At 71.6% G+C, this 21,352-nt stretch carries 22 protein-coding genes; 14 read left to right on the top strand and 8 right to left on the bottom strand.

The window, feature by feature from the left end; genetic code table 11:
• Window positions 1-13: 13 nt before the first annotated feature.
• Window positions 14-2,227, top strand: a complete 2,214-nt coding sequence (locus AB5J87_RS01070) for an NACHT domain-containing NTPase (protein ID WP_369372828.1) — start codon at window positions 14-16, stop codon at window positions 2,225-2,227.
• Between the two features lie 101 nt (window positions 2,228-2,328).
• On the opposite strand, the gene AB5J87_RS01065 is transcribed toward AB5J87_RS01070, so the two are convergent.
• Window positions 2,329-3,093, bottom strand: coding sequence for an SDR family NAD(P)-dependent oxidoreductase (locus AB5J87_RS01065; protein WP_369372826.1), 765 nt, complete (start codon window positions 3,091-3,093; stop codon window positions 2,329-2,331).
• A 187-nt stretch (window positions 3,094-3,280) separates the two neighbouring features.
• Window positions 3,281-4,309, bottom strand: a complete 1,029-nt coding sequence (locus AB5J87_RS01060; protein WP_369372824.1) for an NADP-dependent oxidoreductase — start codon at window positions 4,307-4,309, stop codon at window positions 3,281-3,283.
• 70 nt (window positions 4,310-4,379) lie between these two features.
• Between AB5J87_RS01060 and AB5J87_RS01055 the strand changes: the two genes are divergently transcribed.
• Window positions 4,380-5,498: a GlxA family transcriptional regulator gene (locus AB5J87_RS01055; RefSeq protein ID WP_369372822.1), complete on the top strand. Its 1,119-nt coding sequence runs from the start codon at window positions 4,380-4,382 to the stop codon at window positions 5,496-5,498.
• Window positions 5,499-5,613: 115 nt separating this feature from the next.
• Here the strand turns inward: AB5J87_RS01055 and AB5J87_RS01050 are convergent, their stop codons facing one another.
• Window positions 5,614-6,600: an MsnO8 family LLM class oxidoreductase gene (locus tag AB5J87_RS01050; RefSeq protein ID WP_369372819.1), complete on the bottom strand. Its 987-nt coding sequence runs from the start codon at window positions 6,598-6,600 to the stop codon at window positions 5,614-5,616.
• Between the two features lie 87 nt (window positions 6,601-6,687).
• A complete protein-coding gene (locus AB5J87_RS01045; protein WP_369372817.1) occupies window positions 6,688-7,113 on the bottom strand; it encodes a nuclear transport factor 2 family protein in 426 nt (141 codons plus the stop codon).
• A 398-nt stretch (window positions 7,114-7,511) separates the two neighbouring features.
• Here AB5J87_RS01045 and AB5J87_RS01040 point away from each other — a divergent pair, with 398 nt between their 5' ends.
• The 6 genes from AB5J87_RS01040 to AB5J87_RS01015 all read left to right on the top strand — a co-directional run bounded on the left by AB5J87_RS01040 (window position 7,512) and on the right by AB5J87_RS01015 (window position 13,157).
• Complete coding sequence (locus tag AB5J87_RS01040; RefSeq protein ID WP_369372815.1) at window positions 7,512-8,489, top strand: helix-turn-helix domain-containing protein; 978 nt, start codon at window positions 7,512-7,514, stop codon at window positions 8,487-8,489.
• A gap of 141 nt (window positions 8,490-8,630) precedes the next feature.
• A complete protein-coding gene (locus tag AB5J87_RS01035; RefSeq protein WP_369372813.1) occupies window positions 8,631-9,152 on the top strand; it encodes an RICIN domain-containing protein in 522 nt (173 codons plus the stop codon).
• Window positions 9,153-9,320: 168 nt separating this feature from the next.
• A complete protein-coding gene (locus tag AB5J87_RS01030) occupies window positions 9,321-10,007 on the top strand; it encodes a hypothetical protein (protein WP_369372811.1) in 687 nt (228 codons plus the stop codon).
• Window positions 10,008-10,132: 125 nt separating this feature from the next.
• Window positions 10,133-11,002 carry a patatin-like phospholipase family protein gene (locus AB5J87_RS01025; protein WP_369372809.1) on the top strand — a complete coding sequence of 290 codons (870 nt, stop codon included), beginning with the start codon at window positions 10,133-10,135 and terminating at the stop codon, window positions 11,000-11,002.
• On the top strand, window positions 10,999-12,054 hold the full coding sequence (locus AB5J87_RS01020) for a 1-acyl-sn-glycerol-3-phosphate acyltransferase (protein WP_369372807.1): 1,056 nt from the start codon (window positions 10,999-11,001) through the stop codon (window positions 12,052-12,054). The genes AB5J87_RS01025 and AB5J87_RS01020 overlap by 4 nt, the downstream gene beginning before the upstream one ends.
• Window positions 12,055-12,272: 218 nt before the next feature.
• Window positions 12,273-13,157, top strand: coding sequence for a LysR family transcriptional regulator (locus AB5J87_RS01015; RefSeq protein WP_369372805.1), 885 nt, complete (start codon window positions 12,273-12,275; stop codon window positions 13,155-13,157).
• A gap of 40 nt (window positions 13,158-13,197) precedes the next feature.
• On the opposite strand, the gene AB5J87_RS01010 is transcribed toward AB5J87_RS01015, so the two are convergent.
• Complete coding sequence (locus AB5J87_RS01010) at window positions 13,198-13,974, bottom strand: SDR family oxidoreductase (RefSeq protein ID WP_369372803.1); 777 nt, start codon at window positions 13,972-13,974, stop codon at window positions 13,198-13,200.
• 240 nt (window positions 13,975-14,214) lie between these two features.
• On the opposite strand from AB5J87_RS01010, the gene AB5J87_RS01005 reads away from it, so the two are divergent.
• Both AB5J87_RS01005 and AB5J87_RS01000 read left to right on the top strand, forming a co-directional pair.
• Entirely contained in the window at window positions 14,215-14,598 is a 384-nt protein-coding gene (locus AB5J87_RS01005) for a tautomerase family protein (RefSeq protein WP_369372801.1), read from the top strand.
• A gap of 116 nt (window positions 14,599-14,714) precedes the next feature.
• A complete protein-coding gene (locus AB5J87_RS01000; RefSeq protein ID WP_369372799.1) occupies window positions 14,715-15,638 on the top strand; it encodes a GNAT family N-acetyltransferase in 924 nt (307 codons plus the stop codon).
• Window positions 15,639-15,797: 159 nt separating this feature from the next.
• Here the strand turns inward: AB5J87_RS01000 and AB5J87_RS00995 are convergent, their stop codons facing one another.
• Window positions 15,798-16,148: a hypothetical protein gene (locus AB5J87_RS00995; protein ID WP_369372797.1), complete on the bottom strand. Its 351-nt coding sequence runs from the start codon at window positions 16,146-16,148 to the stop codon at window positions 15,798-15,800.
• Window positions 16,149-16,506: 358 nt separating this feature from the next.
• Here AB5J87_RS00995 and AB5J87_RS00990 point away from each other — a divergent pair, with 358 nt between their 5' ends.
• Window positions 16,507-17,124: an RraA family protein gene (locus AB5J87_RS00990; protein ID WP_369372795.1), complete on the top strand. Its 618-nt coding sequence runs from the start codon at window positions 16,507-16,509 to the stop codon at window positions 17,122-17,124.
• 142 nt (window positions 17,125-17,266) lie between these two features.
• Window positions 17,267-17,908 carry a carbonic anhydrase gene (locus tag AB5J87_RS00985; protein WP_369372793.1) on the top strand — a complete coding sequence of 214 codons (642 nt, stop codon included), beginning with the start codon at window positions 17,267-17,269 and terminating at the stop codon, window positions 17,906-17,908.
• 288 nt (window positions 17,909-18,196) lie between these two features.
• Here the strand turns inward: AB5J87_RS00985 and AB5J87_RS00980 are convergent, their stop codons facing one another.
• Window positions 18,197-18,934, bottom strand: coding sequence for a TetR/AcrR family transcriptional regulator (locus AB5J87_RS00980; protein ID WP_369372791.1), 738 nt, complete (start codon window positions 18,932-18,934; stop codon window positions 18,197-18,199).
• A 146-nt stretch (window positions 18,935-19,080) separates the two neighbouring features.
• On the opposite strand from AB5J87_RS00980, the gene AB5J87_RS00975 reads away from it, so the two are divergent.
• A complete protein-coding gene (locus AB5J87_RS00975) occupies window positions 19,081-20,214 on the top strand; it encodes an FAD-dependent oxidoreductase (protein WP_369372789.1) in 1,134 nt (377 codons plus the stop codon).
• A 126-nt stretch (window positions 20,215-20,340) separates the two neighbouring features.
• Window positions 20,341-20,751: a RidA family protein gene (locus AB5J87_RS00970; protein ID WP_369372787.1), complete on the top strand. Its 411-nt coding sequence runs from the start codon at window positions 20,341-20,343 to the stop codon at window positions 20,749-20,751.
• A 226-nt stretch (window positions 20,752-20,977) separates the two neighbouring features.
• Here AB5J87_RS00970 and AB5J87_RS00965 read toward each other — a convergent pair whose 3' ends face one another.
• Window positions 20,978-21,325 carry a hypothetical protein gene (locus tag AB5J87_RS00965; protein WP_369372785.1) on the bottom strand — a complete coding sequence of 116 codons (348 nt, stop codon included), beginning with the start codon at window positions 21,323-21,325 and terminating at the stop codon, window positions 20,978-20,980.
• Window positions 21,326-21,352: the final 27 nt, after the last annotated feature.

Genomic DNA, 21,352 nt, shown 5'->3' with positions numbered 1-21,352 from the left:
GACGATACCGGGCATGGGGGTATCGCGTACGCGCCGGGTGACCGTTGTCTATGTCGCCCTGCAGACGGCGACCGCGGTGGTCGCGCTGTGGCTGACCAAGCAGTTCCAGGTGGCCCGGATGGCAGCCACCGCCGTCGCGCTGGCACCCACCGTCCCCGGCGCCTACCTGGCCTGGGCCGCCTACCGTGAGGACCGGGCGGAGGCGGCGGCCGACGTCGATGCCAAGGCCAGGGTCCTGGCCGCCGCGGTGGCCGCCGCCGAGACGCGGCAGCGCGCGCAGCTGATCGGACCCGGTGCGCACCGCATCGACGTCGCCTTCACACACCGGCGGGAGCCCGCCAACAACGCCGCCGGTGCCAGGCCCGGCGGACGTCTGACCGACGTCGTCGCCTACTACCAGCGGCTGCGCCCGGCCCGGTTGGTCATCACGGGCGCGCCCGGCGCGGGAAAGACGCTGCTGGCCATCGAACTCGTCCTCGGCCTGCTCACCCGGCCGGACCGCGCCCCGGACGAGCCCGTCCCGGTCCGCCTCTCCCTGGCGAGCTGGGACACGGAGAGACCGCTGCACCAGTGGCTGGCCCAGCAGGTCCACGAGCAGTTCTCCGGGCGGCTCAGCCTGGCCGACGCCCGGCAACTGGTTGACTCCCACCGGGTGTTGCCGGTCCTGGACGGCCTGGACGAGATGGACACGTCCACGACTCCCGCGGCCCGGCGCCGGGCCGCCCGTGCGCTGGAGCAGCTGAGCGCCTACCAGGATCCCACCGGCAACGCGCCCCTGGTCCTGACCTGTCGCACCCCGCAGTACGCCGAACTGGCCGCGCTCGACGTGCGGATGCGCGAGGCGGCCCGTATCGAACTCGACCCGCTCACCCCGGCTCAGGCCACGGCGTACCTCACCGCGCGCACCACCAGCCCCGCCCGCTGGGCCACCGTCGTCGACGCCCTCACCACCGCCCCGGGCGGCACTCTGGCCCGTGCCCTGAGCACGCCCTGGCGGCTCAACCTGGCGGCCACCGCCTACGAGGAACGCGACCGGGCGACGCTCGCCCACCTCCGCCACCCCGACCAACTGCTCACGCTCGCCTCGCCCTCCGCGGTCCGTGATCACCTGCTGGCCCTGTACCTGCCCGCCGCCGCCAGCCTGCACCGCACCCGCCCCGGCCGCTACTCCGGTGACCAGACCCACCGCTGGCTCGCGGCCCTCGCCGCGCACCTCGCCGCCAACACCCCTGCGGGGGGCACCGACATCGTGCTGCTCCAGCTGTGGCCCATGGCCGGTCGCCTCCGAGTCCGGATCACCGACGCCGTGCTCGCGGTTCTGCTCGCTCTCGCCTGCACCGCCCCGCTCCTGGCGCAGGCGGACAGCTCCTCGCCCGCAGGTCTGCTGGCGGGCGCGGCGGTGGCGCTGTACTGGCTGGCGGCGATCTGGAACGCCGGCCGCCCCACCGTTCCCGACCGCCTGCACACCTTCCGCCTGCACCGGCTGCGCAACTCCGACGAGGTCAGTGAGGAGACGGCTTTCAAGGTCGTGCGTACGTTGGTGGCCACGCTGCCGATCGGGCTGACGATCGCGTTGGTGGGTGTGCTGGCGGGCAGGCCGACGAACGGGCTGGCAGACGGCTGGGCGTGCCTCATCGCCGTCGGGCTGGTCCTCGGGCTGCTGGGCGCGGCCACGCTGGGACTGGCCAAGGGGCTCACGACCCCGGTGGGCGATGCTCCGCTGACCGACCCCCGCCATCCGGTCCGCGCCGATCTGACGGTGGGGCTGGTGGCCGGACCGACGCTCGGGCTGGCGTACGCGCTCGTGTGCGCCGTGTCGATCATCCTGGGCACCGTCTACGGAACCACGCTCACCGCGGGGACCGTCACCGGGCACCCCGCCGGCATCCACACCCTCGGAGCCGGACTCGACGCTCTCGCCACTGCGCTGGGGAGCGCATTCACGACCGGACTGACGGCCGGGCTCACCGACAGCCGTGCGTTTCTCCTCGTGGGCTGGCTCGCGAGCGGCCTCGCGATGGGGCTGGCCGCCGGGCTGTACCTGATCGCCGGCGCAGGCCGCCGCTACCTCGTCTTCCTCCTCTGCTCCCAGGGGCGACTGCCCTTGCGGCTGGGCTCCTTCTTCCACTGGGCCTACGAAGGGGGCCTGCTGCGCATTTCCGGTGCGGCCTACCAGCTCCGCCACCGCGAACTCCAGGACTGGCTCGCGGGTCACCCCACGCCCTGACGCGGGGCACGGGGATCGGTGCCGCGAAGGTCGTACGGCAAGGTGTCCACCGGACTCCGCGGCGCGGCACACCCGATCCGGCCGCGTACGACGGACGGTGGCTACAGGTTCACGCCGCCGGTGACGTCAATCTCCGCGCCGGTGATCCAGCGGGCGTCGTCGGAGGCCAGGAGGGCGACCGCGTCGGCGATGTCGGGGACTTCGCCGATCCGGCCGAGCGCGGTCAGGCTGAGGTTGCGCTCCATGTTCGCCGGGTCGGCCAGTACGTCGGCGGTCATGTCGGTGCGGGTGAAGCCGACGCGGACGGAGTTCACGGTGATGCCGCGCGGGCCGAGGTATTTGGCCAGGGTGTGGCTGAAGACTTCGAGGGCGCCCTTGGTGAGCGGATAGGCGATGCCGTGGGCGGAGGCGACGCGGGTGGACACGGAGGAGATGTTGATGATCCGGCCGCCGTCGCGCAGGCGCGGCAGCAGCCGCTGGGTGAGGAAGAACGGTGCTTTGACGTTGACCGCGATCATCCGGTCGAACTCCTCGGGGGTGAGGACCTCGATCGGCCGCCCCATGAGGTTGAGCCCCGCGTTGTGGACCAGGATGTCGATCCGGGACTCCCCGTGGGCGCGCAGTCCGCTCTCCAGCCCCGTCATGAACGTGTCCAGGTCGCCGGGTACGCCCAGTTGGGCGCCCAGGATGAACGCGCGTCCGCCGTCTTCGGCGATGGCCGCGGCGGTCTCCTCGGCCGCGGCCTCGTTGCTGCCGTAGTGCACGGCCACCAGGGCACCGTCCCGCGCCAGACGTTCGGCGATGCCGCGCCCGATGCCCCGACTGCTGCCGGTGACGACGGCGACTTTTCCTTTGAGGCTTCCCATGGCCGCTCCTTGATCGTGTCGTGTGGAGCCTTTCCGTCCAGTAACTAAGGTAAGCCTAACCTGTATTGGGTGTGGGGGGCGGCGGTTCGAAGTCGGCCGCACCGTGCTGGGTTGATGGCCGGGGCGTCGCGCCAGGGCGTTCTCGGGGTGTATGCAGATGTGGGGTGAACCCCCGAGCCATTTCCTCTCAGCGCACAGTGAGAACCAGCTTCCCCATAGTGCGCCCCGTTTCCGCCAGAGCGTGGGCCCGGGCGCCTTCGGCGAGGGGGAAGGTGTCGGAGACGTGGACGCGGAGCCTGCCCCGCTGGACCAGGTCGCTGATGGCGCGCATCCCGGCCCGGTCGTGCTCGACGAGCAGCGTGACGGCCCGGACCTGCGCCTTCTCCGCCGCGGCCACGGTGTCCTGGCCAAACGGCAGCAGGGAGACGAGGACACCTCCTGGGCGGAGCACGCTCACGGAACGAGTGGCGTTCTCGCCGCCGAGAGTGTCGAGGACGACGTCGTAGCGCTCCTCGGCATCGGTGAAGTCCTCGGACCGGTAGTCGACGCAGGCGTCCGCACCGAGCTCACGCAGGAAGTCGTGTTTGGGCGCCGTCGCCGTCCCGGTGACGTGCGCGCCGCGCTCCTTGGCGAGCTGTACGGCGAGGTGGCCGACCCCACCGGCCGCGGCGTGGATCAGCACCCGCTGCCCGGCCGTCAGACCCGCCGTCTCGACGAGGGCCTGCCAGGCGGTCAGCGCGGCCAGCGGCAGAGCCGCCGCCTGGACGTGGTCGAGCCCGGCGGGCTTGCGGACGAAGGCGCGGGTGGGGCCGGTCACGTATTCGGCGTGGGAGCCGTGCCCGTACGGGTAGGGCAGCATGCCGAACACCTCGTCGCCGGGCTTGAAGAGGGTGACGCCGAAGCCGGTCGCCGCCACGGTGCCGGAGACGTCCCAGCCGAGCGTGAGCGGCGGGGGCGGCAGGAAAATACTCAGGGCGCGGTGCTTGAAGTCCGTGGGGTTGAGCCCCGCCGCGTGCACGGCGACGAGGATCTCCCCGGGTCCGGGTACGGGCCGGGGAAGTTCGGTCAGCCGCAGGACCTCCGGGCCGCCGAGGGCTTTCTGGTGCAGGGCGAGCATCACGGGGGCGCCGTTCACCACGGCGGCGGGAGGCGAAGGCTTGGTGGCGGTCGCAGGGGTGGGGGAGGCGATGGTTTCCGGGGTGTCCGTCGAAGTCATGCCTTGATCCTGGCCGTACGGCGGGACCCGGGGCGATGGCAAGAAGGTCATCCTCCGATACATTCCTGCCATGCCCGTCACCCCTTCCGCACGCCGTGTTCCCGGTGGGTCCAGCACCCCGGCCGCCGCGCCCTCGCGGGCCCGTGACCTGGCCGAGCGCGCGGCCCGACTGGATCGCCTGATGCGCCCGGACCCGCGCCCCGGCGCCCACAAGGTCGTCGTCCTGGCCCTCGACGGCGTCTACCCCTTCGAACTCGGCATCCCGCACCGGGTCCTGGGATCCGCCGACGGCCGCTACGAGGTGCTGTCCGCGAGCGTGGACGGGCAGCCCGTGCGGACCGACGCGGACATGACGGTCATCCCCGGGCACGGTCCCGAGGTGCTGGCCGACGCGGACACCGTGGTCATCCCTCCGTACGCGATCTCGTCGACCCCGGACCCGCGGGCCCTCACCGCACTGTCGCGCGTGCGCCCCGGGACCCGGCTGGTGTCCATCTGCACGGGTGCCTTCCTGCTGGCCGTGGGCGGTCACCTGGAGGGGCGACGGGCCACCACCCACTGGGCGCTCGCCGGCTACTTCCAGGAGCTGTTTCCCCGGGTCGAGCTCGATGCCGATGTGCTCTTCGTCGACCACGGCGACGTGCTGACCTCCGCGGGGGCGGCGAGCGGGGTGGACGTCTGCCTGCATCTGGTGCGCCAGGACCACGGCAGCGAGGTGGCCAACCAGGTCGCCCGTCGGTGCGTCGTGCCGCCGTACCGGGATGGCGGGCAGGCCCAGTACATCGAACGGCCGCTGCCACCTCCGGGCGGAACCGGCACCGGGCCGACCCGCGACTGGGCGTTGCAGAGGCTGGAACTGCCTCTGACGCTCGGCGAGTTGGCCGCGCACGCGGCGATGAGTACCCGTACGTTCGCCCGGCGGTTCCGGGAGGAGACCGGGCTGAGCCCCGGCCGCTGGCTGACCCAGCAGCGGCTGCGGCGGGCGCGGCACCTGCTGGAGTCCAGCGACCTGCCGGTCGAGCGGGTCGCCCACGAGGTCGGCTTCGCGACCGCCACCTCGCTGCGGCGGCACCTGGCGGCCGAGGCGGGGGTGGCTCCGGCGGCGTACCGGCGTACGTTCCGCGCCGCCTCGGCTCCGGTCGGGGGCGCAGACGCCGGGGAACCACCGACGACGGCACTTGGCGGGTAGGCGCCGGACATGGTGTCGGGGCATCCCTTCGCGGTGACCGTCAGGAGCGTACGAGCTCGGCCGCGCGACAGGGCGGGGTGGCGCTGCGGTGGGCTCGGGCCACCCCGCGCGCCTCTCACGCTGTTTTCGCGGCCTCGCAGTACTTCTTGATGAGGTCGTAGGAGCGGACCCGGGCGTCGAGGTCATAGACGGGTGTGGTCAGCATCAGTTCGTCCGCTCCGGTGTCGGCAGCCAGTTGCGCGAGGCGGCGCACGACGGCCTCGGGTGTCCCGTACGCCTGCTGTGCGTGGAATCCGGCAAGCGCCTGCCGCTCCTCCGCGGTGAAGGGATGGGCGGCTGCTTCCGCGGGCGTGGGGAAGGGGATGTCGCTCCGCCCCTGGAGCAGTCCGGCCTTGACGACGTCCATGGGCCCGGCCCGCCAGGCCGCCTCCTGCTCCGTCTCGGCGCAAACCGTCTCCACGCACACCACGACGCGGGGCTGCTCGCACCAGCGGGACGGGGCGAACTCGGCACGGTAGCGCTCCAGCACCGCGAGGGTGTTGTCGGGCCGGATGTGGTGGGCGACGGCGATCGGCAGGCCGAGCCGCGCGGCGAGGGCGGCGCCCGCGGGACTGGAGCACAACAGCCAAGGCTCCGGCAGCGGGCCGAGTGCCACTTCGTCGACCAGGAACGACAGGATCGCGGCGACGTCGTCGTGGTACTCGGCGTCCGTCGCCGGCCCGGCCCCGCGGCGCAGTGCCCGCGCGGTGGCCTCGTCGAAGGTGCCGGGGCCACGGCCGATACCCAGGTCGATGCGGTCCTCGTGCAACGCGGCCAGCGTCCCGAACTGCTCGGCCACCATGATCGGCGCATGGTTGGGTGCCAGAACTCCGCCCGACCCGAGCCGGATCGACGAGGTCGAGGCCGCCGCGTGAGCGATCAGGACCACGGGCGGGAACGCGCCGATCGCGGGCGAATGGTGGTGCTCGGCGTACCAGATCCGGTGGTACCCGAGGAGTTCGAGGCTGTGAGCGAAGGCGGCGGTGTCCCGCAGGGTCTCCACGCCACGGGTCCCCGCTTCGACCACCGCGACTTCCAGCGCTGATATCGGCACGTCGATCATGTCATCAGCATAGGGAAGGGATCGGTGTTCGCCTCGCGTGTGGTGGCCTTCACTGCCACTCGGAGGCCGAAGTGGTGACGGCGGTGGTCATCGGCCGCTTCCGGTGAAGTCGGTGCCGGGCTGCTGGACGGCGAGGGGGTTCCAGTAGTCGCGGTAGGAGGTGAGGTGTCCGTCCCGGACGGTCACGACGGCGATGTAGGTCATGTCGAAGGGGGCGTCGCTTTCCGCCAGGCGGCCGACGCCGCGCATCTCGACCACGATGGTCTGTGGATCGGTGGTCTGGTGGATCCGCAGGTCGGCGAAGTCGTGCAGGTCGATGTGGTCGGGGTAGTGGCGCATGTAGGCGGCGATGGCCTCCTTGCCCTCCAGTTGCCGGGGCCAGCCGTCGGGGGCGAAGGGGAACTCCATGAGGCCGTCCTCGGCCCACAGGGCGACCCACGCGGGAATGTCCTTGTCGAGCAGCAGGCGCAGGCTGTGGCGGTACAGATCCGCCGGGGCGGTCGGTGCGGGCATGGGTGTCCTCCAGTCGTAGAATTCGGACTCTGGGTCCGCTTCAAAGATATGGACCGCGGGTCCGTTTCGCAAGCGGAAGAAACGGCATGCCCGAACACGAGTTGTCCCGCAGGGACGTCGTCCGCAACCGGGAGGCCGTGCCCGCGGCTGCGGCCGGCGTCGGCAAGGGCACGCTCCGCGTCCGTCTTCACCGCTGCCCGGTCCTGCTCGGTCGTACTGCCGTAGCAGGAATGCCGGGCCCCGCAAGGGTGTTGGTGGCGGACAGTCGATCTTTTGCTTCCAGGGGAAGCGTGGTTGCGCGTCCGCCGGTGATCGCTGTGGGTGGTTGGTGTCGTGGCGCGAGTACGGGGGTGGTTGTCATGGGGCGGTCCGCGGTTCCTGCCGACGGTGAGGCGCCGGTGGACGGCACAGGGTGGTTCTGCGAGATGGCGGCCGGCGAGGGGGAATCCGCACCACTCAGCGCCCCGTACACCGGGCTGGACCTCGGTCCGGTCAGGGTGTCGTCGGTCGCGTACTCGCGAGTGTGCTCGCGCCGCACGACAACCTCCGCCCAGCAGCGCGATCCCGGGTCCTACCAGCTCGCCCTCGCCACCCGGGGCGCCTTCAACATCGACCGGCTGCGCAACGCGTCCGGGATGGCGGGGGGCCTGGTCCTGACGGACACCTCGCGCCCGATGGAGAACATCGGCTTCAGCGACTACGAGTCCATCGAGGCGATCGTCCTGGAGATCCCCCGCACGGTCCTGCCCCTGCGCCCCGACAGGGTGGAGCGCATCCTCGCCCAGCCGGGCCCCGCGCCGACCGGAGCAGGCGGGGGGACGGCCCGGATGCTCGCGGACTTCCTGCACTCCCTGCACCGCCACGGCCCCCGGTGCGACCCCGACGAACTCCTCCACCTGGGCTCCATCGCCCTCGACCTCGCCACCGCATGCCTGACACAACAACTCGCGGCCCGGCCCCGGGACGAAACACCCGTGCGCGCACCGGCCGAGGTCCGCACCCAGGCGATGCTCCAGCGCGTCCTCCAGTTCATCGACGACAACCTCGACGACCACGACCTGACCCCCGGGGCCATCGCCGACCGGCACAACATGTCCCTGCGCAGCCTCTACACGCTCTTCCGTGACCAGCCTACGAGCGTCGCCGAGTCGATCCGCCGACGCCGACTGGCGCGCTGCCACGCCGAGCTGGCCCGCCCCGAATCCAGCCGCCGCACCGTCGAGGCCGTCGCGGCCCGCTGGGGCTTCGCCAGCGCCACCGCGTTCGGCCGCGCGTTCCGCAACACGTACGGAATCACCCCCGGCGCACACCGCGCGGCCAACCGGGCCTCGCGCACGGCTCCACGCGCTGAGCGGTTGCCCCCAGGCATTGCGTGAAGTGTCGAGAAGCGGTGCACGCCACGCACATCCCGGTCGGCCGAGCATGCCTAGATTCATCGGGTGAGGAACACGGCGTCAAAGGTGTCGGCGCCGACTCACCTTGCAGATCTGACGCTTCGGAAAAGGAACGAACCTCGTATGCGTACTCGTACTCGTACCGCCGCCCGTATCGCTGTCGCAGCAGCCGCCGTGCTCGGATGCGCCGTGCCCGGCATCTCGACGGCGCAGGCCGGCCAGATGCCCGGCGCGCCGCTGCGGAACTACACGCCGGGGGGCACCGCCAAGTGCGCCACGCCGCAGGGGAACAGCACCGCCAACGGCACGGCCATCACGCTGTGGGACTGCACCGGGAGCGACCTGCAGAACTGGATCTGGCGTGGTGACAGGATCGTCCACGAAGCCAGCGGGAAGTGCCTGACCCCGAGAGGTGACCGCATCTACTCCGACGGTGCCGTGCTGACCCTGTGGCCGTGCACCGGTGCCGAGAGCCAGGACTTCGACCAGTCCGCCGTGGACCGCTTCCGGAACATCAAGACCTCCCACTCCAACAAGTGCTTGACCAACTACGGCGGCAACTTCGGCAACGGCACGTGGGTGACGCTGTGGACGTGCGCGGGCGGCGAGCCGGCGGAGCAGGACTGGCACCTGGAGCAGGGCTGACTCGTGGGCGGGCGGTGCCGCCACACGGGCCGCACCCACCCCGTGACCCGGTCGGTGCCCACCTGTCACCCGCTGTCGGGTCGGTACCCTCGCTGAACAGCGGTCCTGCGCGGCTCGGAGATCGGCGGGAGTCGGCCCTGTGATACGTTCCGGGGCCGAGGAGCGGACATGGATGAGACTGCGACAGCGCGTGAGGAACTGGACCGGCTGGGCCGGTCCCTGCGCCACCAACTGATCGCGCTCATCAAGGATGTGACGGTTCGTTTCCATCTGCGTCAGCTGACTCTCCACGAGCCGAAGGTCGCCGACCCGCGCGAGCCTCAGCGCTACCACTACGCGACCCGGTACCAGGGCAATCGCCCGAAGAAGGTGACCGCTGCCGAGACGGTCTCACGTACGGTCTTCCTCCTGCGCGCCGCCGGCTGGACGGTGACGACGTCGCAGGAGGAAGACGACGGGAGGCTGTGGACCGTGGTCATGGCCGAGCGGGAGGGCAGCGTCATCCGCGTCCTCACGGGCGACGACACGCGCTTTGTGTCGTTCCGCGGGCAGACGGCGGCACTGACACTGTCCCCGCCGGAGCCGGAGCCGGAGCCGGAGCCGGAGCCGGAGCCGGAGCCGACACCGACGACCGCCACACCTGGCTACGTGCTGTGCTACGAGTGCGACGCCGACGGCTGGTGCCCTGGATGCCGTGGTCGCGGGTGGGTACTCGGCGAGGCCGACCGCAAGCGCCGATGCGGCGTATGCCGTGCTACGAGGCTCTGCCCCATCTGCGGGGGCGGAGGCGAGCTGAGCGTCTCGGGTCTCTCGACGTACCAACTCCGCTACTACCCGGAACTGGACGGCGACTGATTCGGAAGACCTCCCGGCGCGTCGGCGTGACCGGGTCCCGCCGGCACGCGGATGGGGTGGCCGGGACGGGGCAGGCGCTGAACATGGGCGACGACGCGGGCACACGGCAACCCGATGGACCGGGCATGCCGAGCACGGACTACCGCTGTGCGTTCGTTCTGGGCGGAGGCGGGGCGCTCGGCGCCTACGAGGTCGGGATGCTGAGGGCGCTGATCGAGGCCGGAATCCGCCCGGACCTGGTGATCGGAACGTCCGTGGGGGCGATCAACGGCGCGGCGATCGCGGCCGACCCGACGGCTGGAGCCGTGGCGCAACTGGGCGAACTGTGGGGGAGCCTGGGCCGCTCGGGCGTGTTCTCCGGCTCGGTGCTCCAGAACCTTCGGCTCGCCGCCCGCAACCGGACGCACGTGTACTCCTCCGCACCGCTGCGCGCACTTCTGGAGGCCCGGCTCCCGGCGCGGCGCATCGAGGACCTCGCGGTGCCCTTCCAATGCGTCGCGGCCAGCATCGAGAGTGCGGCCGAGCACTGGTTCACCCAAGGGCCCCTCATCCCGGCGGTCATGGCCTCGTGCGCGGTCCCCGGGCTCCTGCCACCGCTCGAAGTCGACGGCGAGCACTTCTTCGACGGCGGACTCATCAACAGCATCCCCGTGGGCCGCGCGGTCGCTGCCGGGGCCCGCACCGTCTACGTGCTGCAGGTCGGACGCGTCGAGCGGCCCCTGCAAGTGCCCCGGGCGCCCTGGGAGGTGGCCGCCGTGGCCTTCGAGATCGCCCGCCGTCACCGCTTCACCCGGGACATGACCGACCTGCCCCCGGAGGTCGAGGTGCACCTGCTGCCCACGGGAGCGGCGTCCGGCAGGGCAGAGGACCTCACGGGCCGCAAGTTCCGCCACCGCGACTTCGATCTGTCCGCGCGGCGGATGGAGTCGGCGTACGAGGCGTCGGCCGCATACCTGGCAGCCGCGGGAAAGCCCCGCGGGGACGAAGCCTCATGAGCGGGCCGGTCTGCGTACGTGACGTGGCCAGGCGCTGCGTCAGCGTGCCCGCACTCCTCGTACTGATCCCCCTCGCCGGGGCTCTGCTGCTCGTGACGCTGGTGTTGGCGCCGCTGTCGTTGTGCGCCGGACGGTCCGGGCGGGCCTGGCAGCCCCAACGGCTGGCCCTCTACGCGCTCGTATACCTCGTTGCCGACCTGGGCGGTGTGCTCGCGGCGGGTGTCGTTCGGCTGCGTTGCATGGGAGGCGGCCGGGGCCGCGAGGAGCGTCTGGTCGCACTGAACTACCAAGTTCTGGCACGGCTGTTGGGATTGCTGGTCAAGTGCTCGGCCTGGATCTTCTCGCTACGAGTGGAGGTCGACCCGCCGATCCCGTCGAGTACGCACCGGCCGCGCGCGGGCATCGTGGTCTTTGCCCGCCACGCAGGCCCGGGAGACTCGATCCTGCTGGTCCACGGCCTGCTCTGCCGCGCGGGCCTGCGCCCCCAGGTCGTCCTCAAGCAGTTCCTCCGGTGGGACCCGTGCCTGGACATCGTGCTCAGCCGCCTGCCGCACTGCTTCGTCCCGCACCGCGCCGAAGCCGGGACCTCGACGGCCATCGGCTTGTTGGCCGCGGCGTTACGCCCGGGGGAGGCGCTGGTGATGTTCCCCGAGGGCGGTAACTTCACCGAACGTCGCAGGCGCCGGGCCATCGGCTGGCTCAACCGCACCGGCCAGCTCCGCCGAGCGGCCCGCGCCCGTCGCCAACGGCACGTCCTGCCGCCCAGGATGGAGGGTTCGCTCGCGGCGCTGTCCGGGGCGGGGGAGGCCGGAGCGGCGGTCACCTTCGTCGCGCACACCGGGCTCGACCGCATCGATTCCCCGGCCCGGCTGTGGCGGTCGATCCCCCTGCGCACGGCGGTCCGCGCCACGTGGTGGAGCGTGCCCCACCACGCGATACCAGCCGGACAACAGGCCCGCGAGTCCTGGCTGACCGACCAGTGGTCGCGCGTGGACGCCTGGATCGCCCGGGAGTGGAACCGCCCTGCCCCGACACCGCCCGCCGCGCCCTAGTTGGCGGGTGTGTTCCGACTCTCGTGGCCGGAGCGCCGAGCCCGGCGCCCCGGCCAAACCGCGAGCGGAGCGGGTACCGCCGAGGTGACGGCGTCAACGCCCGCGAGCATCGGCCGAGCCCGGTGTACGGGAATCCCTCGCAACGGGCGGGAGTTACTGACCGTGACAGCCATACACCGACGGGCCGATCCGGAGCCCGTCGCCGGGAGAGGACGGGCATGAGTCTTCGTCAGTTCGAGTACGCCCTGGCCATCGCCGAGGCGGGCTCGGTGACCGCGGCGGCCGAGCGGCTGCGCGTCGCCCAGCCGTCGGTGTCCCAGCAGATCCGCGGCCTGGAGCGGGACCTCGGCGTGGAGCTGTTCGCCCGTACGCCGAGCGGACTCGTTCCCACGGTGGTCGGACGTGCCTTCCTGCGGGAGGCCGAGGTCGCGGTGAGCGCGTCGCGGCGGGCCCGGGCCACCGCGCGGGCCGGTGCAGACGAGCTGGTGGGCGAGTTGGTGGTGTCGGTGCAGATGGGTTTCGGCACCCGCCAACTGCCAGGTGCCTTGGGTGCGTTGCGCAGTCGCTTCCCGAAGCTTGAGGTCACCGTATTCGAGGAGCCCAGCTCCGCCGAGCTGGACCGGCTGTGCCGCCGGGGCGTGCTGGACCTCGCTCTGATGGCGCAGTGCGAGCAGAGCCCCGACGACGCCCACCACCTCGGTGACGAGGAGTTCGTCGTGGTCCTTGGCGCCGGGCACCGGCTGCTCGCGGCAGACCGGGTCGAGCGGCGCGACCTGGCGGGGGAGCCGTGGGTGAGGTTCGACCGTGACAGCGCGCTCGACGCCGTGCTCGTGCACGCGCTGCGGGACGACGAGCTCGCCCCGGTCACGGCCGCCCGCGTGTCGCAGGCCGCGACCGCCGTTCGCTGGGCCGCCCACGGACTGGGCGCGACGCTCGTCCCCGCCTCCGCCGTGCCCCCGGGGCACGAACACCTGGTGCGGCCGGTGTTCCCGGCCGTCACCCAGCCCGTGATCGCGGTGCTGCGGTCCGGTGCGGGACCGGCGGAGACGGCGCTGCTTTCATTCCTGCGAAAGGAGAACTGGTCCCCGCTGATCTCGCATTGACGGATTTCCGGAAGCGGTACTTCTGGAATTCCGCCGAGCGTCAGTTCCGGGGGAATTCGCCGCCGTCCACGTAGAGATTGCTGCCGGTCAGCCAGCCCGCCTGGTCGGAGACGAGGAACAGGACCGTGTGCGCGATGTCGTCGGGGCGGCCGTCCCGCCCCAGCGGGGTGGTGCCCTCGGCGCCGGTCCGGCCCGCCGCCGAGTTCAGCCGCGCCCACTGCTCCCGCGTCGCCTCGCCGCCCGGGGTGGCGACCCTGCCGGGCGAGACGGTGTTGACCCGGATGCCGGCCGGAGCCAGTTCGAGGGCCAGGCCCCGGCTGTAGTTCTCCAGGGCCGCCTTGGCCGCCGTGTAGTGCAGGAACGGCCCCATCGGGGTGAGGGTCGCGGCCGAGGAGACGTGCACGATCGCTCCCGCGCGCCGCTCCCGCATGCCCGGCGTCAGCAGCGCGTCCAGCCGCACCGAGGCCAGGAAGTTCAGGTCCAGCGCGTCCTGCCACACCTCGTCGGGGATCTCCGAGGCACTCTCGTACGGCTGCGCTCCGCCCGCGTTGTGGACCAGGATGTCGACGCCGCCCAGGCTCTTCCGCGCGGCCTCGGCGAGCGCTCGGGTGCCGGCCGGGGTCCGCACGTCGGCCTCCACGAAGGCGGCTCCTTCCGGCACCGGAGCCGTGGTCGACCTGGCGGTGGTGAGTACGTGGGCGCCCGCGTCGAGGAGTTGGCGGACGACGGCGGCCCCTATTCCCCGGGTCCCTCCCGTCACGAGTGCGCGCTTTCCCTTGAGTTCCCGCGTCGTCGATGCGTTTTCGATGCTGGTCATTTCACCGTTCCTTTTCTTTCTGTCGTGAACTGGTTTCACGGTAGGTCTGAGGAGGAACGGGAGGCAAAGACCAAATATCAGCGGGGCCCATAGGGAACGCCTATAGGCAACTCCTCTGGCAACGGGGTTACTTGAGGGCCGCCCCTTGCGGCTCGCCGGGTCCGGCCCCGCACCCCCATCTGTACCTACTGGTATGTACGATCGGGGTGAGACACTGTTGGTCCAGTGGTGGGAGGACGCATGCCGCTCGTACGTATCGACGTGCTGGGCCGTGACACCGGGCGCCTGGCGGCCCTGGGGCGGGCCGTGCACGAGGCGTTGGGGGAGGTGATGGGGTTCCCGGACGACGACCGGTTCCAGATCCTGACGGCCCACGACGGCGAGAGCGGCATCCTGCGGCACGGCACCTATCTCGGGGTGCGGCGGGACGACGGCATCGTCTATGTGGCCATCACCCTGCGGGAGGGCCGCCCGGCAGCGCAGAAGCAGGCGCTGTACCGGCGCATCGCCGAACTCGCCCAGGAATACGCCGGAACGGAACCCCGCAACATGTTCGTGGTGCTGACCGAGAACAGCGATGCCGACTGGTCGTTGGGCAACGGCGAGGCGCAGTACCTCGTCTGATGTCCAGTCCGATCGAGCCCGGGCAACTCCGACTGCCGCCCGGCCGCCCGCCATCCGAACTCAGCCCGGCGGATTCCTGTTGCGGCGAGGGGGATCGGCCGCCCACAGTGGGGGGGATGGACGACGGGGGATGGACCCGGGACGCGAAGGGTGAAGACGCGCCAGCGGTGTGCGCGTTGCTGAACGCGGTGGACGAGATCGAGATCGGTGCGCCGGAGACCACGCTGAAGGAGGTCGAGGAGGACCTCGCCACGGCGCGTGCGGCGTGGGTGGCCTTCGGGGCCGGGCGCGCCGTGGCGTACGCGGCGGTCCGCGACGCGGGCCCGGACGGGGCCGTCGAGATCGACCATTACGTGCTGCCCGACCATCAGGAGGCGGGCCTGCGGCTGCTGGACCTGGTCGAGGCGCGCTCGCGCGAGCTCGCCGCCGGGGCGGGCGCCCGGGAGGCCGTGGTCCACCTCTACCTCAACGTGGCTCCCACTCTCGACCTCGCGCTGCTCACCGTGCGCGGTTGGCGCACCGTGCGCCGCCACCATGTGCTGACCCGCCCGGTCTCGCCCGACACCGACCCGGTGCCGGACCTGCCCGCCGGGGTGCGGCTGCGCCCGTGCGCGGACGAGGCCGACCGCCGGACGGCCCACCGCCTGCACCAGGAGACGTTCGCCCACCACTTCGACTTCCGCCCGCAGGGGTACGAGGAGTGGCTGGGCCGCGTAGCCCCGAACTCCGGTATGGACTGGTCGCTGGTGTGGATCGCGGCCGTCGACGGCATCGGGGACGCCGCCGTCCTGATCACCCGCGACGACCGCGAGGGCATGGGCTGGATCCGCACCCTGGGCGTCCTGGATCGGGCCCGGGGCCGTGGCCTCGGCAGTCATCTGCTGCGCCACGCGTTCGCGGTGTACGCGCGACGCGGCCGTGACACGGTCGGCCTGGGTGTCGACACCGAGAACGTGACGGGGGCGCTGCGCCTGTACGAGTCCCACGGCATGGGCCTGCACTACGCGGTGGACACCTGGGAGCTGCGGCTGGGGGTGTGAGAGCCCTGCGGCGGCGGTGCGCCCGATCGGCTTTCGCGACGAGTGCCTGGGCGCAGGTTGGCAGGGATGGCGGTGACGCCCAGCGGAGGGGTAGCCCTGGCTGCGGCGCCGCGCGGATACTCCCTGTTGGAGGAGGTTGCCTCCAGGAGGCGTATGGCCCTATCGACGCGCGACGATCGAGAACGGCGGGCCGGCGTTGCCGCTGTCCCCGAAGAGGACGACCGTATATTCGCCCGGTGCGACGTCCGGGACGGTGATCTCGGCGTGACCGTCCAGGATGCTGAACTCGGAGGCGAGCGGCCGGTCGAGGCCGCCGGGTCCATTCACAAACCTGCCGCGCTGCGAGAGCGCGATCAGACCGGTGGGGTTGGTGATCTGCTGGGGCGGGTTCGAGGTGTCCCACGTGACGGTCTGAGTGGAACCGACCGGCCACACATCGCCCGCGACCGGCGAGAGGATCGGCGGGGCGTACACATCGCGGCGCAAGTCCTTGGCCGCGGAGTGCGGCAAGCGGGCCTGACCCGATGAAGGATGACCGGCCCGTGCGGAAACAGCCGACGCGGCCAGGAGACACGTGGCCATCGCGGCCATGGTCGACATCAACATCCGGCGCATATCAGCCCTTCCCTCTCGCCTCACGAATGCGCCACATCCGTACCACGGGACGGGACGGCGGGGGCGAGCGCGCCACTCGCGACTTCACATCCCCACCCCTTTGGCTGCCCGTGCCGACTCCGCCGACTCCGCCGACTCCGTCGGGATTCGCCTTCGCGCGCGGTGCTCTCCACGGCCGTCGGGGTGTGGGATCGTGGTGGATGTGACACACCAAGGGCTCGTGCGGCGGCTGTTGACGATCGAGGTGTCGGCGTTGTCCGATGCCGACAAGACGCTGCCGGTGGTGGCTCCGGAGATCAGGGCGATGGTGCCCGAGGTCCGCATGGCGGGCCCGGCGTTCACGGTGGTCGCCGAGGACGACCACCTGCCGGTGTTCAGCGCGCTCGCCGAGGCCGCTCCCGGCGACGTCCTCGTGATCGCGACGAACGGGCACGCGCTCGCGGTCCTGGGCGAGCTGTTCGCCACCGAGGCGCGGCGACGCGGGCTGGCAGGTGTGGTGATCGACGGCTACTGCCGCGACGTGGCGGGCCTGCGCCGCGTCGGCCTGCCGGTGTTCGCGCGCGGCACGAACCCGAAGTCGGGCAGCACCGTGTCCCGGGCCCCGCTTGGCGCGACGGTGACGTGCGGAGGCGTCGCGGTGACCCCTGGCGACATGGTCTTCGGTGACGACGACGGCGTGGTCATCGCTCCCGCCGAGCGGATGGCCGCGGTACTCGGGGCCGCGGAGGCCATCGGTCACGCCGAGCGCACGCTGCTCGACGCGATGGCGAGCGGGCGCTCCCTGCACGAGCAGACCAACTGGTCCGATCACGTCACCGCGCTCGACGCGGGCCGCAGCAGCGCTCTTGAGTTCCGTACCGACGCCGAGTGAGGGGGCGAGGCGCGCGGGAGGGCGTGTCCGGGATCGTTGCGCGGCCTGTGGAAGTCGAGTCGAACTGGAGTCCGACTTGTTCCCCCGGCCTCCGTTCGGACCTGGTGGTGCCCCGCTCGGGCTCTGACCGTAGCCTTCGCCCATGACTGATTTCCAGAATCTCACGCCCCGTGACGCTTTCGAGCTGCTGCAGGCCGGCAACCAGCGGTTCGTCGCCGGTGCGCCCGAGCACCCGAATCAGGACGCCGCGCGCCGCACTGAGCTGGTTCCGGCCCAGAGCCCGTTCGCGGTGCTGTTCGGCTGCTCCGACTCCCGGCTGGCCGCCGAGATCATTTTTGACCGGGGGCTGGGTGACCTGTTCGTGGTCCGCACCGCCGGTCACGTCCAGGGCCCGGAAGTACTGGGCAGCATCGAGTACGGGGTGAGCGTGCTGGGCGCCCCGCTGGTCGTGGTGCTCGGCCATGACGCCTGTGGCGCGGTCGCGGCCACGCGCGCCGCCGTCGAGGAGGGCACGACGGCGAGCGGCTATGTGCGCGACGTGATAGAGCGCGTGACTCCCAGCGTGCTGGCCGCCCGTGCCGCCGGACTGACCGAGGACTCCGACTTCATCGCCGAACAGGTCCGGCACACCGTGGACCTGCTGCTGGAGCGTTCGCGCGTCCTGTCGGACGCGGTCGAGGCCGGGCGTGTGGCGGTGGTGGGGCTGTCGTACCGGCTCACCGACGGGACGGCCCGCCTGGTCACCGCCCGCGGCCTTGAGGTGCCGGCCGACGCGGCTTCCTGACCCGGCGGTTGCGGATGGCCGGCCACGACCGTACGCGGGCGTGGCCGGCCCTTTTCTGTTGAGCACCGCAGTAGGGGGCATCGGTCGTTGGCGGCCCGGGCCGCCAACAAGCTCCCGTCGTGGGGGACTGGGGCCGGTGCGGTGTCCATGTCTCCCACACCCTGGGTGAGTTGGCCGCCCAGATGAAAGTGGATCAGCTCCGGGCCGTACCACCGCACGGAACGGCGCCTCGCCAAGAGGGCGCTCGTCGATCGTGGCCCGTGCTCCGTCCGACCGGGGCCGCGGTGTTCACCCGGTGCCGGATACGGACGTGTGCCGGGTGAGGTTGTCCGTGATCAGGGCGAGGGTGAAGTCGAACCGGTCGTGGCCGGTGCCGGAGGTCAGTTCGGCGGCATGGCGTCGGGTGTGCGGGAACGTGTCGGCGGGCAGTGCCGTGAACCGGTGGATCAGCTCCTCGCGGCCGAGGACCCATTCCTGGTCGGGGTGCGTGCGCCGCTGCTGGACCAGTGACTGCTCCCAGGCGTACGCGCTGACGTAGAGGGACAGGGTGTCGAGGGCCCATGCGGCGCTGGCCGGTTGGATTCCGCCCGCCAGCAGGATCGCCAGGAGCCCTTCCCTGACCCGCAGCGCGGAGAGGTTGGTGGGGACGGTGCCCAGCGCGGCGCGGGAGACCCCCGGGTACTTCAGATACTGGTCGCGGATCTGCGCGTACACGTCACGGATCTGGCGGCGCCAGATGGCCGGGTCCGGCTCGGGCAGCACGACCTCGGAGCAGAGCCGCCCGATGAGGAGATCGTCGATGTCCTCTTTGCTGACGATGTGTGCGTACAGCGACGACGGCCCGGTGCCGAGCACCGCGGCGACTCGGCGGATGGTCAGTGCGTCATAGCCCTCGGCGGCCACGACCTGCAGGGCGGCCTCGGTGATCCGCTCGACGGTGATGGGCTTCTTGCGTGGCGCCGCCGTCCGCTCCCCGGCGGGCTGGGCGTGGCGGGCTGCTCGTTGATTCCGGGGATCTGAGGGCATGCCGGTCACTATAGCTTGACACGAACTAAGTTCGCCTCGTAGAACTTAGTTCGTACTCGCAGAACTAAGTTCGTCTCTGCGGGGCCGCGTCCACCCCCGGCCCGGTACCTGGGCGGGGTTCGGGAAGTCTGTCCAGGAGGTGTGTGATGCGCGTTTCCGTGATCGGAGCCGGTCTGGGAGGTCTGGCTCTCGCGCAGGGTCTGCACAGTGCTGGGATCGAGGCCGAGGTGTACGAGCGCGACCCCGGGATCACCGCACGGTTCCAGGGCTACCGGCTCGTCCTCGACCCGACCGGCTTCCAGGCGGTGCGCGCCTGCCTGCCGACGCGCTGGCACCCGCTGCTGGACGAGATCACCATGGACGCCTCGGCCGAGCAGCTGGTCCTGGACCCGCAGCTGAACGAGATCGGCAGGCTCGGCGCGGGCCGGACCGGCATCGTCGTCGACCGGCAAGTCCTGCGACACCTGCTGCTCACCGGCCTGACCGTGCACACCGATGCCGCGCTGACCGGCTACGACGTGCTGTCCGACGGCAAGGTCCGAGCCCAGTTCGCCCACCGCGACCCGGTCTCCGCCGATCTCCTCGTCGGCGCCGACGGCGTCGCCTCCGCGGTCCGCGGGGTGTTGTCGCCACAGACCGCCCCCACCGACACCGGCGTCCGGTTCGTCATCGGCCGCACACCCCTGACCGACGAGTTCACCGGCCTGTCCAAGGCGTACGGTTCGAAGATCGCGGGCGACGGTGTCAGCCTGCTGCTCGGCGCGATGCGCTTCCGTACCCCGCCCAAGCGGGCCGCCGAACGACTGGCCCCCGACGTCACGCTGCCCGACATCGGCGACTACGTACGCTGGGCCATGATCCTTCCGCCGGACGGCTCGCTCGGTGGCGCGACCGCGCAGGACGCCGTGCTGTCGAGGACGGAGGGCTGGCACCCGCAGCTGCGGGCGCTCGTCGAGCAGGCCGACCCGGACAACAGCACCCTGCTGTCCATCCGGGTCGTCGAGCCCCGCGAGCGCTGGGCGCCCGGCCCGGTCACGCTGCTCGGCGACGCCGTCCACGCCACCTCCCCGACCGGCGGCAACGGTGCGAACACCGCCCTGCGCGACGCCGATGTGCTGCGCCGCTGCCTGGTCGGGGCCGTCGAACGCCGCCAGGACCTCATCGGCGCGGTCGGTGACTACGAGCGGCAGATGTTCGAGTACGGCGGCGAAGCCGTGCGCCGCAGCCTGGCCGCGCTTCCCGCCTTCGTCCCGGACGCGCAACTGCCCGAGCGGGCATAGGTTTTGAGCCTGGGTGCGGAACCTCCCGGCCGTGCTTTCAGGGGTGAGCCCCATGCCGTGGCGGCCGCTCGTTCCGTAGGGGCAAATTGCGGTGCGCCTCTGCGGCACGCTCGGCAGACTCGCGGGATGACAGAGAAGATCACCCGCATCAACCCCGACCACTTGCACCCCACGCCGGGCTATCACCACATCACCGTTGTGGAAGCAGGCCGTACGGCCTACTTGGCGGGACAGTGCCCGCTCGATCGGCAAGGTTCCCTCGTTGGCCCAGGATCGCTCGACTTGCAGGTCGACCAGGTCGTCGCGAACGCACTCGCCGCCCTCGCGGCGGTGAATGCCCAGCCGCACCACGTAGTTCGGTCGGTGATCTACGTGCGGAGCGAAGACAGGGAGGACCTGGGCATCGCCTGGAGCCGGCTTACCGAGTCCCTTCTCGGACCGGCGTTCACGTCCGCCAGCACGCTCTTGGGGGTGGCGCAGCTGGGCTTCACCGGGCAGCTGGTCGAGGTGGACCTCACCGTCGCGCTGCCCGACTGAGCGGCGCCTGACGCCACACCCCGGGGCGGTGACGGCCCACGGCACGACAACCTCGGCCACCGGGTGCACTGCGACGACCCGGCCGACGAGCTCACGGTCGATCTCACCCGGTAGCCGCGCAGGCCGGCGCGTGAGGTGGAGCGAGGAGAAGGGGGCGGCCACGACAGGCCGCCCCCTTCTCCTTGAGCCCAGCGGTGAGGCGCTCACTGCGCCGTCGTCAGCTGGGTCAGAAGTGGCGCCAGCCGCCGCAGTCGTAGAGGTCGCCGCCGTCCCAGTTGCAGATACGGGCCTGGGCGACGGGCGAGTCGAACCAGTTCTCGGCGAAGCCGTGGTCGTCACGGGTCACGACGCGCACGGCAGCCCCGTTGCGCAGGCGGATGGACAGGCCGGCGCCGTGGCCGTCGTAGCTGTAGTCCTTGATCGAGGCGTAGACGCCGTCGACGTAGCCGTAGTCGCACAGACTGCCCGCGCAGCTGGACCACGAGGTCGAGGCGCTGGCCGGGACGGTGGTCATGAGCACGGCCGCGGCGGCGACGGGCAGCGCGGTCGTCAGCAGGCGCTTGATCCTGATCATGGAGTCTTCCCCCTGTCGGTGACGGTG

Origin of the sequence: Streptomyces sp. cg36 (genome assembly GCF_041080675.1) — a bacterium.
Lineage (GTDB): Bacteria > Actinomycetota > Actinomycetes > Streptomycetales > Streptomycetaceae > Streptomyces.
This window is presented reverse-complemented; position numbering and strand designations above follow the sequence as displayed.

Coding starts and splice junctions, on each gene's coding strand:
- AB5J87_RS01065 (WP_369372826.1), bottom strand. CDS start 3,093: ATGGGAAGCCTCAAAGGAAAAGTCGCCGTCGTCACCGGCAGCAGTCGG.
- AB5J87_RS00965 (WP_369372785.1), bottom strand. CDS start 21,325: ATGATCAGGATCAAGCGCCTGCTGACGACCGCGCTGCCCGTCGCCGCC.
- AB5J87_RS01025 (WP_369372809.1), top strand. CDS start 10,133: ATGCCGAGCACGGACTACCGCTGTGCGTTCGTTCTGGGCGGAGGCGGG.
- AB5J87_RS01015 (WP_369372805.1), top strand. CDS start 12,273: ATGAGTCTTCGTCAGTTCGAGTACGCCCTGGCCATCGCCGAGGCGGGC.
- AB5J87_RS01045 (WP_369372817.1), bottom strand. CDS start 7,113: ATGCCCGCACCGACCGCCCCGGCGGATCTGTACCGCCACAGCCTGCGC.
- AB5J87_RS01030 (WP_369372811.1), top strand. CDS start 9,321: ATGGATGAGACTGCGACAGCGCGTGAGGAACTGGACCGGCTGGGCCGG.
- AB5J87_RS01060 (WP_369372824.1), bottom strand. CDS start 4,309: ATGACTTCGACGGACACCCCGGAAACCATCGCCTCCCCCACCCCTGCG.
- AB5J87_RS00970 (WP_369372787.1), top strand. CDS start 20,341: ATGACAGAGAAGATCACCCGCATCAACCCCGACCACTTGCACCCCACG.
- AB5J87_RS00975 (WP_369372789.1), top strand. CDS start 19,081: ATGCGCGTTTCCGTGATCGGAGCCGGTCTGGGAGGTCTGGCTCTCGCG.
- AB5J87_RS01050 (WP_369372819.1), bottom strand. CDS start 6,600: ATGATCGACGTGCCGATATCAGCGCTGGAAGTCGCGGTGGTCGAAGCG.
- AB5J87_RS00980 (WP_369372791.1), bottom strand. CDS start 18,934: ATGCCCTCAGATCCCCGGAATCAACGAGCAGCCCGCCACGCCCAGCCC.
- AB5J87_RS01010 (WP_369372803.1), bottom strand. CDS start 13,974: ATGACCAGCATCGAAAACGCATCGACGACGCGGGAACTCAAGGGAAAG.
- AB5J87_RS01035 (WP_369372813.1), top strand. CDS start 8,631: ATGCGTACTCGTACTCGTACCGCCGCCCGTATCGCTGTCGCAGCAGCC.
- AB5J87_RS01055 (WP_369372822.1), top strand. CDS start 4,380: ATGCCCGTCACCCCTTCCGCACGCCGTGTTCCCGGTGGGTCCAGCACC.
- AB5J87_RS01005 (WP_369372801.1), top strand. CDS start 14,215: ATGCCGCTCGTACGTATCGACGTGCTGGGCCGTGACACCGGGCGCCTG.
- AB5J87_RS01070 (WP_369372828.1), top strand. CDS start 14: ATGGGGGTATCGCGTACGCGCCGGGTGACCGTTGTCTATGTCGCCCTG.
- AB5J87_RS01000 (WP_369372799.1), top strand. CDS start 14,715: ATGGACGACGGGGGATGGACCCGGGACGCGAAGGGTGAAGACGCGCCA.
- AB5J87_RS01020 (WP_369372807.1), top strand. CDS start 10,999: ATGAGCGGGCCGGTCTGCGTACGTGACGTGGCCAGGCGCTGCGTCAGC.
- AB5J87_RS00985 (WP_369372793.1), top strand. CDS start 17,267: ATGACTGATTTCCAGAATCTCACGCCCCGTGACGCTTTCGAGCTGCTG.